The 12,638-nt window shown below is 69.4% G+C and carries 12 protein-coding genes and 1 pseudogene; 3 read left to right on the top strand and 10 right to left on the bottom strand.

The window, feature by feature from the left end:
• From AC1D1T_RS23715 to phaC, 7 genes and pseudogenes are all read right to left on the bottom strand, one after another.
• A pseudogene (locus AC1D1T_RS23715) lies at window positions 1–522 on the bottom strand (hypothetical protein); the annotation flags it as partial.
• Window positions 523–631: 109 nt separating this feature from the next.
• The gene (locus AC1D1T_RS23710) at window positions 632–2,071 is read right to left on the bottom strand and encodes an FAD-binding oxidoreductase (protein WP_477992587.1); all 1,440 of its coding nucleotides are present in this window, start codon (window positions 2,069–2,071) and stop codon (window positions 632–634) included.
• A 90-nt stretch (window positions 2,072–2,161) separates the two neighbouring features.
• Entirely contained in the window at window positions 2,162–3,097 is a 936-nt protein-coding gene (locus AC1D1T_RS23705; RefSeq protein WP_477992586.1) for a LysR substrate-binding domain-containing protein, read from the bottom strand.
• A gap of 30 nt (window positions 3,098–3,127) precedes the next feature.
• Complete coding sequence (locus AC1D1T_RS23700) at window positions 3,128–4,990, bottom strand: thiamine pyrophosphate-binding protein (RefSeq protein WP_477992585.1); 1,863 nt, start codon at window positions 4,988–4,990, stop codon at window positions 3,128–3,130.
• A 398-nt stretch (window positions 4,991–5,388) separates the two neighbouring features.
• Entirely contained in the window at window positions 5,389–6,126 is a 738-nt protein-coding gene (phbB, locus tag AC1D1T_RS23695) for an acetoacetyl-CoA reductase (protein WP_047513558.1), read from the bottom strand.
• 99 nt (window positions 6,127–6,225) lie between these two features.
• Window positions 6,226–7,404 carry an acetyl-CoA C-acetyltransferase gene (locus AC1D1T_RS23690; RefSeq protein WP_047513561.1) on the bottom strand — a complete coding sequence of 393 codons (1,179 nt, stop codon included), beginning with the start codon at window positions 7,402–7,404 and terminating at the stop codon, window positions 6,226–6,228.
• A 77-nt stretch (window positions 7,405–7,481) separates the two neighbouring features.
• Entirely contained in the window at window positions 7,482–9,119 is a 1,638-nt protein-coding gene (gene phaC, locus AC1D1T_RS23685) for a class I poly(R)-hydroxyalkanoic acid synthase (protein WP_477842629.1), read from the bottom strand.
• A gap of 169 nt (window positions 9,120–9,288) precedes the next feature.
• On the opposite strand from phaC, the gene AC1D1T_RS23680 reads away from it, so the two are divergent.
• Window positions 9,289–9,561 (top strand): hypothetical protein, encoded by a 273-nt coding sequence (locus AC1D1T_RS23680; protein ID WP_477829305.1) that lies wholly within the window; start codon window positions 9,289–9,291, stop codon window positions 9,559–9,561.
• Here the strand turns inward: AC1D1T_RS23680 and pgeF are convergent.
• The 3 genes from pgeF to AC1D1T_RS23665 are packed head-to-tail and all read right to left on the bottom strand — an operon-like array spanning window position 9,493 to window position 11,637.
• On the bottom strand, window positions 9,493–10,263 hold the full coding sequence (pgeF, locus tag AC1D1T_RS23675; RefSeq protein ID WP_477992584.1) for a peptidoglycan editing factor PgeF: 771 nt from the start codon (window positions 10,261–10,263) through the stop codon (window positions 9,493–9,495). The genes AC1D1T_RS23680 and pgeF overlap by 69 nt on opposite strands.
• The gene (gene maiA / locus AC1D1T_RS23670; protein WP_047513573.1) at window positions 10,263–10,901 is read right to left on the bottom strand and encodes a maleylacetoacetate isomerase; all 639 of its coding nucleotides are present in this window, start codon (window positions 10,899–10,901) and stop codon (window positions 10,263–10,265) included. The genes pgeF and maiA overlap by 1 nt, the downstream gene beginning before the upstream one ends.
• Window positions 10,902–10,929: 28 nt before the next feature.
• Window positions 10,930–11,637: a fumarylacetoacetate hydrolase family protein gene (locus AC1D1T_RS23665; protein WP_477829458.1), complete on the bottom strand. Its 708-nt coding sequence runs from the start codon at window positions 11,635–11,637 to the stop codon at window positions 10,930–10,932.
• Between the two features lie 82 nt (window positions 11,638–11,719).
• Between AC1D1T_RS23665 and AC1D1T_RS23660 the strand changes: the two genes are divergently transcribed.
• Both AC1D1T_RS23660 and AC1D1T_RS23655 read left to right on the top strand, forming a co-directional pair.
• The gene (locus AC1D1T_RS23660) at window positions 11,720–12,265 is read left to right on the top strand and encodes an NUDIX hydrolase (protein ID WP_047513579.1); all 546 of its coding nucleotides are present in this window, start codon (window positions 11,720–11,722) and stop codon (window positions 12,263–12,265) included.
• Between the two features lie 60 nt (window positions 12,266–12,325).
• Window positions 12,326–12,638 (top strand): cysteine peptidase family C39 domain-containing protein (locus AC1D1T_RS23655; protein ID WP_477992583.1); only part of this gene is annotated, 313 nt, incomplete at its 3' end.

The following is a 12,638-nucleotide window of genomic DNA, read 5'->3' as shown; positions in this document are numbered from 1 at the left end:
CGTGCCATCGGGGCGAATCTCGCGCGTCGTGCGACCCAGGTCGTCGTATTCCCAGCGCGTGGTCAGCCCGTTCGCGTCCGTCCTGCTCAGCACGGTGCCGAAGCGCGGATCCACCGTCTGCGTCTCCTCCTGCTGCAACGCGTTCCTGCGGCCACTCACCTGGGTGTCCGGCTGGATCTGCACGCTCGTGCCGCCGATCGTCACCGTCTGCGCGTCGTAGCTGACGCTGCTGCTGCGCGTGGCGAACACGGCGTCGCCGGTGGCGCCGCTGCAGTTGGACACCTGCGTGCCGGTGCGGTTGCCCCGCGCGTCGTAGCGGAACCGCGTCACCACGCACAGCTGCGGGTTGCCGGGCTCGATCGTCTCGGTCTCCACGAGACCGTCGGGACGGTAGGTGAAGCTCGTCGTGCGTGCGTAGTTGAACGGGTCGGCCGTAGGCTGGGCCGGCGACTGCGCAATGGCAGATGTCGCGCAGGCCAGCAGCCAGAGCTTGAAGATGAAACTCGAGACCGTCCGAGGCACGGCAACGCCGCGCCTCACCACGGCAACATGGTGCGATGAATGCAAGGGCTCCTCCCTGGGGGATCGATGGGCTCGGCGGACCTGCTGGTCCGCATGCACTGCCCGCTTGTCAGTCCTGCACCCCGATCACCTTGCCGGGATTCAGGATGTTCAGCGGATCCCACGCCCGCTTCAGCTGGCGCATCAGCTGCAAAGCGTTGGCGTCGAACTCTTCCGTCAGCAGCACCACCTTGTGCCCGCCGATGCCGTGCTCGGCGGTGCAGGTGCCTTCCATGCGCATCGCGCGGCTGATCATCCGCTGGTTCAGGCGCTCGGCCTCGGCCATCTCGAGCGGGTTGTCGGGGTCGGCAATGAGGATGCACAGCAGGTGCCCGTCGCCCACATGGCCGAACAGCGGGCACARCAGCGATGAACGCCGCGTGTCCTCGATGGTCTCCTCGATGCACTGCGCCAGCCGCGACAAGGGCACGCAGGCATCGGTCGTGAAGGTGCGCCAGCCCGGCCGCAGCAGCTCGCAGGCGTTGAAGGCCGTGTGGCGGGCGCTCCACAGCCGCGAACGGTCTTCAGGCTGGTCGGCCCAGTCGTAGTCGTCACCGCCGTACTCGCGCGCGATGTCGCGCACGATCTCGGCCTGCTCGACCACGCCGGCCGCCGTGCCGTGGAATTCGAGGAACAGCGTCGGCCGCTCCTGGTACGACGTTTCGGTGTGCAGGTTGACGGCGCGCAGCGCCAGCGCATCCATGAACTCCGCACGCGCGAGCGGCACGCCGGTCTGGATGGTCTGGATCACCGTGTCGACCGCGTTGCGCGCATCGGCGAAGGTGCACACCGCGGTCGCGATCGCCTCGGGCCGCGGGTACAACCGCACCGTCACCTCGGTGATGATRCCCAGCGTGCCCTCGCTGCCGACGAAGATGCGCGTCAGGTCGTAGCCGGCCGACGACTTCTTGGCCCGGCGCGYGGTGCGGATGATCTTGCCCTCGGCCGTCACGACGGTGAGCGCCAGCACGTTCTCGCGCATCGTGCCGTAGCGCACCGCGCTGGTGCCGCCGGCACGCGTCGCCGCCATGCCGCCCAACGATGCCTTCGAGCCCGGATCGATCGGAAAGAACAGGCCGGTGTCCTTCACGTCGGCATTCAGCTGCGAGCGGGTGACGCCGGCCTGCACCGTCGCGGTCAGGTCCTGCGCATTGATCGTCAGCACCTCGTCCATCTCGGACAGGTCGATCGAGATGCCGCCCGCATGGCCGAGCACATGCCGCTCGAGCGACGAGAACACGCCGAAGGCTGTCACCGCGACCCGGTGCAGCGCGCACAGCCGGACCACCTCGGCCACCTCTTCGGTCGTGTGGGCGAAGACGACGCCGTCCGGCATCGTCATGTCGATCGCCGACGGCTCGCGGCCGTGCTGCTCGCGCATCAGGCGGCCGAGCTTGAAGCGCAGGCCGAAGGTGTGGCGCAAGGCATCGATCAAGGCCATCGGCGCGCCCGTCGAGGCGGGGACGACGGGGTTCGCAAAGTCAGTGGCGGTGTTCGCAAGGTCGATCATGGTGGTCCTCTCTGAGACGGTGGATGTGGCGCCTGTTGGCCGGCGCTGCGGTAAGAACTGCGGGGATGAAATTTCTTGCAGCCATGCGTGTCATGCGCTCGCGCTCAGCAAACGCACGCCGCGCCACGCCGCGTTGCGCACTGCATGTCGGATGGCCATGGTGGCAGCCGCCAGCACGCATTCGGCGGCCCGCGTCTGCTTGACGACGGTGGTGGCGCACACCGACACCGTGCGCGTGATCGAAGGCCGGGTGATCTCGACCACCGCGAGCTTCTTCTGCAGCACCTCGGTCTCGATGCTGGGCCACGAGAGGATCGTCGCGGCGATGTTGGCCGCGACCGCCTGCTTCAGCAGCGCCAGCGAATTCATCTCGGCGATGACCGCCGGCGGCGACAGGCCCTCGCGCATCATCACGCGCTCGACGCGGTGCCGCACCCCCTGCTCCAGCCCGGGCAGCACCAGGTCGATGCCCTGCAGCTCGCGCAGCGTGATGACCTTGCGGCGCGCCAGCCGCGACTTCGGGTTCACGACGAGGAACAGCCGCTCCTCCATCACGCGCACCGTGTCGAGCCCTTCGAGGTTGCCGTCGTCGAACGCGATGCCGAGCATCAGCCGGCCGCTCTTGACCCATTCGAGCACCGTGCCGCTCAGCTCCTCGTAGATCTGCAGGCGGATCGCCGGATAGCGCGTGCGGACCTCGTTGAAGATGGGCAGCCCGAGCGACGCGACCATGCACAGCGGAATGCCGATGCCGACGTGCCCGGTCGGCTCGGTCGAGCAGCTGGTGACCGCATCGTGCGCATCGTCGGCATGCTTCAGGATGGCCTGCGCGTAGCGGTACAGGTGCTGTCCGCATTCGGTCGGCGACACCCCACGCGAGCTGCGGTTGAGCAGCAGGCTCTTGAACTCGTCTTCGAGTGCGGCCACCTGGTGGCTCAGTGCGGATTGCGCCACGTGCAGCACGCCGGCCGCGCGGGACAGGCTGCCCAGGTCCACGATGCGCACGAAATAGCGAAGCTGTCTCAACTCGATTTTCCTGTCCTCCTGGGTTGCGTTTCAGCGCTGGCGCGCCAGCGCGAGCCGCACCCGCGACCCGATCTGCAGTGAAGGCTCGCTGTTCGAGCCCTCCGAGGCATCCGCGGTGTCCGAAGCGTCCACCGGCTCGACGCGCAGCGCGTCGGCGAGCGACAGGTCGACCTGCAGCAGGTAGGGCTCGTCGCTGGCGAGGCAGTCGGCCACCGCGCGATCGATCGCGGCGGCCGACTTCAGCCGGTGGATGCGCCACCCGAAGGCGCGCGCGACCGCCGCGATGTCGGGCCGCTGGATCATCACGGAGGGCGACGCCGCGCAGGCCGCAGCGCTGCGCCGCGGATCGGCCAGCGGCGGCGGAAACACGATCAGCTTCAACGGCCAGCCGTGGTCGTAGACCGACTGCAGCTCGTGCAGGGTCGGCAGCAGCGCATTCGCATCGCTCAGGCACACGACCGGCCGCCGTGGGTGCGCCGCCAGCACGCCGATCGCGGCCGGCAACGCGAAGCCCGGCATGCCGACACCGGTCGACACCAGCCAGCGGCCCGGATGCAGGTGCTGCAGGTGGCGTGCGCCAGCCGCCTGCGCCAGGCCGTCGTCGACGGTCACGACCGCCTCCAGCGCCGCCAGCGGCTCGCGCAGGGCCCGCAGCACCTGGTCGGTGATCGGCGTGCGCGTGCGGGGCCCGTTGACTTCATCGGCAAGCGCGGCGTCCCGCCGCCAGCCCTCGATCGCCTGCCACCACGCGTGCCGCGGGGTGGGCCCGTCGCCTTCCGTCGCGGCGTGAAGGTCCAGGTTCTTCAGCCACTGCTGGCCCAGCCCCTTCAGCACCTCGCCTCCATCGCCGACCAGCGGCGTGGCAGACGGCCAGACCTTGTTGATGCTGGTCGGATCGATGTCGACATGGATCAGCGTGCCCGGCAGGGGCTCGCTGCGCGGCCAGGAGCGTTCGTCGAGGCGGGCGCCGATGCAGACCACGACATCGGCGTGCCGCAGTGCGAGGTTCGCCACCGGGCTGCCCTGCTCGCCCAGGCAGCCCAGGCAGTGCCGGTCGCTGGAGGGCAGCGCGCCGAGTGCCGCCATCGTCAGCACGCATGGCAGGTCGGCCACCTGCGCGAACTCGGCCAGCGCCGCGCTCGCCGCAGCGCCGGAGCGGATCACGCCACCACCCGCATACAACAGCGGCCGGCGCGCCGCACGGATCTGTGCCACCGCGCGGACCAGCCGGCGGTCCGGCGGCATCAGCGGCCCCTGCCCCGTGAGCACCGCGCCGACCACCGACGCGCCGGTGCGCCGCACCGTCACTTCGGTGCGCTGCACGTCGAGCGGCATGTCGAGCAGCACCGGCCCGCAGCGCCCGGCGCGGGCGACCTGCACCGCGCGGTCGACGATGGCGGCCGCATCGTGCGCCAGCGCCAGGTCGATGCGCCGGCTCCACTTCGTCACGGCGCGGGTGATGCCCAGCGCATCGCATTCGCGGAAGGCATCGGTGCCGATCAGCGCCGATTCGACCTGCCCGGCGATGCACAGCAGCGGCACCGAATCGGCCATCGCACTCATCAGCCCGGCCACGGCCGCGGCGACACCGGAGCCGCCCGACACCAGCACGGCGGCCATCTGCCCGGTCGCCTTGGCATAGCCCTCGGCCGCGTGCACCGCGGCCCGCTCCTGCGACAGCCGCACGACGCGCACCCCGGCGCTCGCGCCGAGCGCCCCGCACAGCGGCGCGATCAAGGCGCCTCCGCTGCACAGGAAGAACATCGTCACGCCGTTGTCGATCAGCGCCTGGATGACCGCCTGCGAGCCGCTCTGCCAGCGCGCGGGGAGGCCGAGCCGGTGGGGCGTGGTGCGCTGGGGCGTGGTGCGCTCGCCGTCGGGGGGAATGTCCACGGGCTCGGGAAACAGGGAGGCGGGAGGCTGGAAGTGCTGCATGCGGAGTTCTGCGCGCTGACAGACCAAGGGGACCAAGGGGGAGCGAGACACAACCACCGGGGCGACAGCTTGCGTCTCAATTGCGAGGAAATCGTGCAGGCCGATGGGCCAGGTTCCCCGCTGCCTGCGGATGGGTGAATCCGGCGGCGCGTGATGAATGGGTGCGAATGCTAGTGAGCTTTCGCGCAGAGGGGCATATCCAATGTCGATAGCGCCATCTGCCAAATCGATGGCCGCAGGCACAGTGGGTCAAGCGCGTGCAAGAAAGTGCAGCTGCCATGACAACAGCCCCGGTGCCAGCATGCTGGCAACCGGGGCTGCGGGGGTCGCGGTGGCGCGGTACGAGAAGCCGGGACTCAGCCCATGTGCAGGCCGCCGTTGACCGAGAAGTCGGCACCGGTCGCGAAGCCGGATTCATCCGACGCGACCCACGACACGATGGACGCGATGTCGTCCGGCGTGCCCAGGCGCTTGACCGGGATGCCGGCGACGATCTTGTCGAGCACGTCCTGGCGGATCGACTTGACCATGTCGGTGGCGATGTAGCCCGGCGACACGGTGTTGACCGTCACGCCCTTGTTGGCGACTTCCTGGGCCAGCGCCATCGTGAAGCCGTGCATGCCGGCCTTCGCGGCGGAGTAGTTGGTCTGGCCGAACTGGCCCTTCTCGCCGTTGACCGAGCTGATGTTGATGATGCGGCCCCAGCCCTTCTCGAGCATGTCGTCGATCACCTGCTTGGTGACATTGAACAGGCTGGTCAGGTTGGTCTCGATCACCGCATCCCAGTCGGCGCGGCTCATCTTGCGGAACATGCCGTCGCGCGTGATGCCGGCGTTGTTGACCAGCACGTCGATCGAGCCCAGCTCGGCCTTGGTCTTCTGGAACGCCGAGACGGTGGAATCCCAGTCGCCGACATTGCCGACCGACGCATGGAAGGTGTAGCCCAGCGCCTTCTGCTCGTTCAGCCATTTGGTGAAATCGCGGCTCGGACCGCAGCCCGCCACGACGGTGAAGCCGTCCTTGTGCAGGCGCTGGCACATCGTGGTGCCGATGCCGCCCATGCCTCCGGTGACGTAGGCGATCTTCTGAGTCATTTTTTTCTCTCCTGAAAAAGGTGTGCAGACACCCGAGCGTCGTCGCGCCCGGGTGCGGCGTCAACCGGGGTTCGCCCTGGGCTCACCCTGGCTTAACTTTCAACGCTCGACCGTCAAGGCAACACCCATGCCACCGCCGATGCACAGGCTCGCGATGCCCTTCTTCGCGTTGCGGCGCTGCATCTCGTGCAGCAGCGTCACCAGGATGCGGCAGCCGGATGCACCGATGGGGTGCCCGATCGCGATCGCGCCGCCGTTGACGTTCACCTTGCTTGTGTCCCAGCCCATCTCGTTGTTCACCGCGCAGGCCTGCGCCGCGAAGGCTTCGTTGATCTCGAGCAGGTCGAGGTCGGAGGGCTTCCAGCCGGCCCGCTGCAGCGCCTTCTGCGAGGCCGGCACCGGCCCGATCCCCATGAAGGCCGGATCGAGCGCCACGGTCGCGTAGCTCTTGATGCGCGCGAGCGGCGTCAGCCCCAGCTGGTCGGCCTTCTTCGCGGTCATCACGACCACGCCGGCCGCGCCGTCGTTCAGGCCCGACGCATTGCCGGCCGTCACGCCACCGGCCTTGTCGAAGGCCGGGCGCAGGCCCGCCAGCGCCTCGGCATTGGTCTTGCGGTTGATGAACTCGTCGGCGGCGAACACGATCGGGTCGCCCTTCTTCTGCGCGATGCTGAAGGCCACGATCTCGTCCTTGAAGCGGCCGGCATCCTGCGCGGCGGCCGCCTTCTGCTGCGAGGCCAGCGCCAGCGCGTCCTGCGCCTCGCGGCTCACGCCGAACTTCTTCGCGACGTTCTCGGCGGTGATGCCCATGTGGTACTGGTTGTACACATCCCACAGGCCGTCGGTGATCATCGAATCGACCAGCTTCCAGTCGCCCATGCGCTGGCCGTCGCGCGAGTTCGGCAGCACATGCGGGGCGAGGCTCATGCTCTCCTGGCCGCCGGCGATCACGATCTCGGAGTCGCCGTCGCGGATGGCCTGCGCCGCCAGCATCACCGCCTTCAGGCCGGAGCCGCAGACCGCGTTGATGGTCAGCGCCGGCACCGCCTGCGGCAGGCCGCTCTTGATGACGGCCTGGCGCGCCGGGTTCTGGCCCGAGCCGGCGGTGAGCACCTGGCCGAGGATGACCTCGTTGACCTGGTCGCCACTGAGCTTGGCGCGCTTCAGCAGCTCGGCGATGACGGCCGCGCCGAGCTCGGGGGCCGGCGTCTTCGCGAGGGCGCCACCGAACTTGCCGACGGCGGTACGGGTGGCGGCGACGATGACGATGTCGGACATGGGAGTCTCCTGTTGACGGGGATGTTGAACGGAATGTGGTGCGCTGCGGGCGCGGGGTCAAGCCGGAGTCATCGACATCAGGCTTTTTGCTTCACATAGCGCCCGGGCGCCGGCTCGATCGGCTTGTGCCTGCGGCTGCCAGGGTTTTTCGGGGCCGGCAGCTGCTTGCCGGCGTGGCCAGCCAGCCAGGCGTCCCAGTCGGTCCACCAGCTGCCGGAGTGCTCCTGCGCGGCTGCGAGCCACGCGTCGGCGCTGGCCGGCTGCGACCCCTGGGCCGGTCCGATCCAGTGGCTGCGCTTCTTCTTGGCCGGCGGGTTGATCACGCCGGCGATGTGGCCGGACGCCCCCAGCACGAAGCGCGTCTTCGCCTTCTTCAGCACCTGGGTGTTCCGGTACGCCGCGTCCCAGGGCACGATGTGGTCCTCGCGCGAGCCGTACACATAGGTCGGCATGTCGACGCGCGACAGGTCGAGCTTCTCGCCGCACACCGTCACGCGGCCCGGCTTCACCAGGTTGTTCTCGAGGTAGGTGTTGCGCAGGTACCAGCAGTACATCGGCCCCGGCAGGTTGGTGCTGTCGCTGTTCCAGTACAGCAGGTCGAACGCCGGCGGCGTCTCGCCCTTCAGGTAGTTGCCGACGACGTAGTTCCACAGCAGGTCGTTCGGGCGCAGCGCGCTGAAGGTGGAGGCCAGCTCCTGCCCCTTCAACAGCCCGCCGCCGTTCGGGCTGGCCGGGCCGAGCGTCATCTCGCGCAGCTGCACCATCGCCTCGTCGACGAACAGGTCGAGCACGCCGGTGTTGCTGAAGTCGAGGAAGGTCGTCAACAGCGTCATGCTGGCAGCGGGCTTGCGGCCGCGCGCGGCCAGCACCGCGAGCGCCGTGGCGAGGATGGTGCCGCCGACGCAGAAGCCCAGTGTGTTGATCGTCTCGGCCCCGGTGATCTCCTGCACCACGTCGATCGCGCGGATCGCCGCGTCTTCGATGTAGTCGTCCCAGCCGAGGTGCGACAGGCCCGCGTCGGCATTGCGCCAGCTGACGACGAACACCCGGTGGCCCTGCGCGACCGCATGGCGGATCAGCGAGTTCTCCGGCTGCAGGTCGAGGATGTAGTACTTGTTGATGCACGGCGGCACCATCAGCAGCGGCCGCTCGAACACCGTCTTCGTCAGCGGCTTGTACTCGAGCAGCTGGAACAGCTCGTTCTCGAACACCACGCTGCCCTCGGTGGTGGCGACGTTGCGGCCGACCTCGAACACGCTTTCGTCGGTCTGCGAGACGTGGCCCTGCTGCAGATCCTGCACCAGGTGCTGCACGCCATGCAGGATGCTCTCGCCCTGCGTCTTCAGCGCGAGCTGCAGCGCCTCCGGGTTGAGCGGCAGGTAATTGCTCGGCGAGGCCGCCGCGACGTACTGCTGCACCGCGAAGCGGATGCGCTCGCGCGTCTTCTCGTCTCCCGTGACGCTGTCGGCCAGGCCCATCAGCGTGCGGGCGTTCAGCAGGTACAGCCGCGCGGTGAACGAGGCCATCGGGTTGTCGGCCCAGGCGGCGGCGCTGAAGCGGCGGTCGCCCAGCGGCTCTGGCCTGGTGGCGGGCTGGGTGGCACCGTTCGGCGGCGCCGCCGCGCCGATGCTCTGGTTCCACAGCGCGCTCGCCTGCGCCATGTAGTCGGCCTGCAGCGCGCTGAGCGCCGGCAACGGCAGGCTCAGCCCGCTCATCGACTTGAAAACGTCACCGATCGTCGCGCCGAACGCGTCGGCGCTGTCGTGGGCCACCGCTGCTTGATTCTTCACAGGTCTCCTTGCCGGCCTCGCACGGGCCGTCGCCTTGGGGTCAGTTTCGGGTCACACTCTTCGCTTCGACACCAGCCGCCGAGCGGCCTCAAAAATGTACCTCGTCGCGATTGCCTGGATGTACGTGGTTGTCATGATGAGCATCGCAGAGGCGACCAGCTCGCAAGGCACCGTGCTCGGCGCGGTCTTCACCTTGCTGCTGTACGGCGTGCTGCCGCTGTCGATCGTGCTGTACCTGCTGGGCACGCCGTCGCGGCGGCGCGCGCAACGGCAGGCCGAAGCCGCCGAGATGGCGACATCAGCGCAGCCAGACGGCAGCGGCCATCCGCCCGGTGATGCGATCGCGCCGGAACGAAAAGAACCGTGATGCATCGTCGACGGTGCACCAGGCGCCGCCCTTGATCTGCGTCACGCCCAGGCCCGCGAGGCGCCGGCGCGCGAGTTCAGGCAGGTTGGCCATCCACTTGCCCGGCGCATGGCCGCGGAACAGCGCCGGGTCGGCGCGTTGAGGGTCGTCGCCGAAGGCCTGCAGCACGTCCGGGCCCACTTCGAAGCGCTCCGGCCCGATGCACGGGCCGAGCCACGCCACCAGCGCGCCCGGCTCGCAGCCCGCCGCCGCGCACAGCGCCGCCACGGTGTTGTCGAGCACGCCACCGGCCAGGCCGCGCCAGCCGGCATGGGCCGCACCGACGGCCGGCGTGGCCACGGCGCCGGTCGTTGCCAGCAGCACCGGCAGGCAATCGGCCACCTGCACCGTGCAGGCCACGCCGCGCTCGGTGGTGATCGCCGCATCGGCCTCTTCGAGCGCTGCGCCAGCCGACGCCCGCAGCAGCCGCAGCACCCGCGTGCCATGCACCTGCTTCATGAAGACCGGCGCCGCGCCAGTCGCGGCCGCGAAGCGCGCGCGGTTCGCGTCGACCGCCTCCGGGTCGTCGCCGACCGCGATGCCGAGGTTCAGGCTCTCCCACGGCGGCGCGCTGAGGCCGCCGCGGCGCGTGCTCATCAACGCGCCGACGTGGTCCAGCGCCCAGTCGGGGACCAGCGCGTCCTGCAACGCCGTCGTGGCCATCAGGTCGCGTCCGGGCAGGCCGAAGGCTGCGAGCGGCTGAACGCATCGAGCCGCATGCATTCCTCGAAGATGCGCATCACCGTCGGCACGTGGTCGAGCCGGCAGTTCAGGCGCTGCGCATTGAAGATCTGCGGCACCAGCGTGATGTCGGCGAGCGTCGGCTTGTCGCCATGGCAGAAGCGGCCGGTCTCGGGCTGCCCCTCGAGCTGGCGCTCCACCGTCTCCAGCCCGGTCTCGCACCAGTGGCGGTACCAGCGGTTCTTGTCGTCCTCGCTGACGCCCAGGTCGTGCAGCAGGTAGCGCAGCACGCGCAGGTTGTTCAGCGGGTGGATCTCGCAGGCGACGTCCAGCGCGAGTGCGCGCACGCGGGCCCGGCCGAGCGGATCGGCGGGCAGCAGCGGCGGCTGCGGATGGGTCTCGTCGAGGTACTCGATGATCGCGAGCGATTGCGACAGCAACGCGTTGTCGTCCTTCAGCACCGGCACCAGCCGCCCGGGCGACAGCGCGGCGAAGGCCGGCTGCGTCTGCTCGTTCTTGACCAGGTGCACCGGCACGTAGTCGTAGGCCAGCCCCTTCAGCGCGAGCGCGACGCGCACGCGGAACGAGGCCGACGACCGGAAGTAGCTGTAGAGCTGCATGCCGTGCACGCCTGTCACAGGACCGCCATCAGCGGGCCACCAGCTGCACTTGCAGGCTGCCGACGCCGTCGACCTTCGCGCTCAGCGTGTCGCCGGTGACGACCGCGGCCACGCCCTCGGGCGTGCCGGTGAAGATCAGGTCGCCGGGGGCCAGCTCCCACAGCCCGGACAGCTGCTCGATGATTTCGGGGATGTTCCAGATCAGCTTGCCGATCACGCTGTGCTGGCGCAGCGTGCCGTTGACCTTCAGCTCGATGCGCGTGTCGGCGCCCACCTGGCAAAGCGCGGCCGGCCGCACCGGGCCGATCGGCGCCGATTCGTCGAAGCCCTTGCCGCTGCACCACGGGCGGCCCAGCTTCTTGGCCTCGCCCTGCAGGTCGCGGCGCGTCATGTCGAGCCCGACGGCATAGCCGTACACATGGTCGAGCGCCTGGGCCGCCGGGATGTTGCGCCCGCCCTTGCCGATCGCGACGACCAGCTCGACCTCGTGGTGCAGGTCCTTGGTGGCGCTCGGGTAGTGCATCTGCCCGGTCGTGCCCTCGGCCACCGGCAGCACCGCGTCGGCCGGCTTCAGGAAGAAGAACGGCGCCTCGCGGCCGGTGTGGCCCATCTCGATCGCATGGTCGACGTAGTTGCGGCCGACGCAGTAGATGCGGCGCACCGGGAAGGTGTCGCCGGGTTGCGCGCCGACGACGGGCACGGAAGGGGTGGCCGGAACCGGCACGACGTGGCTCATGGAAGTCGCTCCGCAGAGAGTCTGTTGGGGGATGGCGGGATGATGCCACGAGGGCTGAAAACTCACGGCTAAACTCCCTGCGATGTTCAAGGCCCGAAGCTTCAAGCACTGCAAGACCTGCGGATCGCCGGTCAGCTACAGCATCCCGCCCGATGACAACCGCGAGCGCGCGACCTGCGCCGCCTGCGGCGCCATCCACTACGAGAACCCGCTGAACGTCGTCGGCACGCTGCCGGTGTGGCACGACCAGGTGCTGCTGTGCCGCCGCAACATCGAGCCGCGCCACGGCTTCTGGACGCTGCCGGCCGGCTTCATGGAGCTCGGCGAAACCACCGCCGCCGGCGCGCTGCGCGAGACCGACGAGGAGGCCGGCGCCCGCATCGAGATGCAGGCCTTGTTCACGCTGCTCAACGTGGTGCGCGTCGGGCAGGTTCACTTCTTCTACCGCGCCCGATTGCTTGACACCGATTTCGCGCCCGGCCCCGAGACCATCGAGGCCCGCCTGTTCCGCGAGGACGAGGTGCCGTGGGACGACCTCGCGTTCCCGACGGTGCGGGAAACCCTGAGGCGGTTCTTCGACGATCGCCGCCGGGGTCAATTCGGCTTCCATATGGCCGATATCGATTGACGGCGCACCATGTCGCCGTTCGAATAGGTCGATGTCTGACTTCCCGATACCGCGACACCGATGACCGATCCCCGTCCCCTGCCCTCCGCCGCTGCCGCCCAACCGACAGCCCAGGCCCCCGCCGCCCACAAGCCGGCGGAGGCGGCGCCGCTGCGGATGCGCGAAGACCTGATCCACCCCGATCCGCTGCTCGACTGCCTGGTCGAGATCTGCCGCCTGAACGRCCAGGCCGCGTCGCGCGCCTCGCTGTCGGCCGGGCTGCCGCTGGGTGACAGCGGCAAGGGCAAGCTGACCATCGAGCTCACCGAACGGGCCGCGGCGCGTGCCGGCATGGCGACCAAGCTGCAGCGCCTGGCACTGCAGCGCATCGACC

The sequence above is a fragment of the Rhizobacter sp. P2_H3 genome, assembly GCF_056403355.1.
Note: the sequence above shows the minus strand (reverse complement) of the source record. Positions and strands in the feature narration are given on the sequence as shown.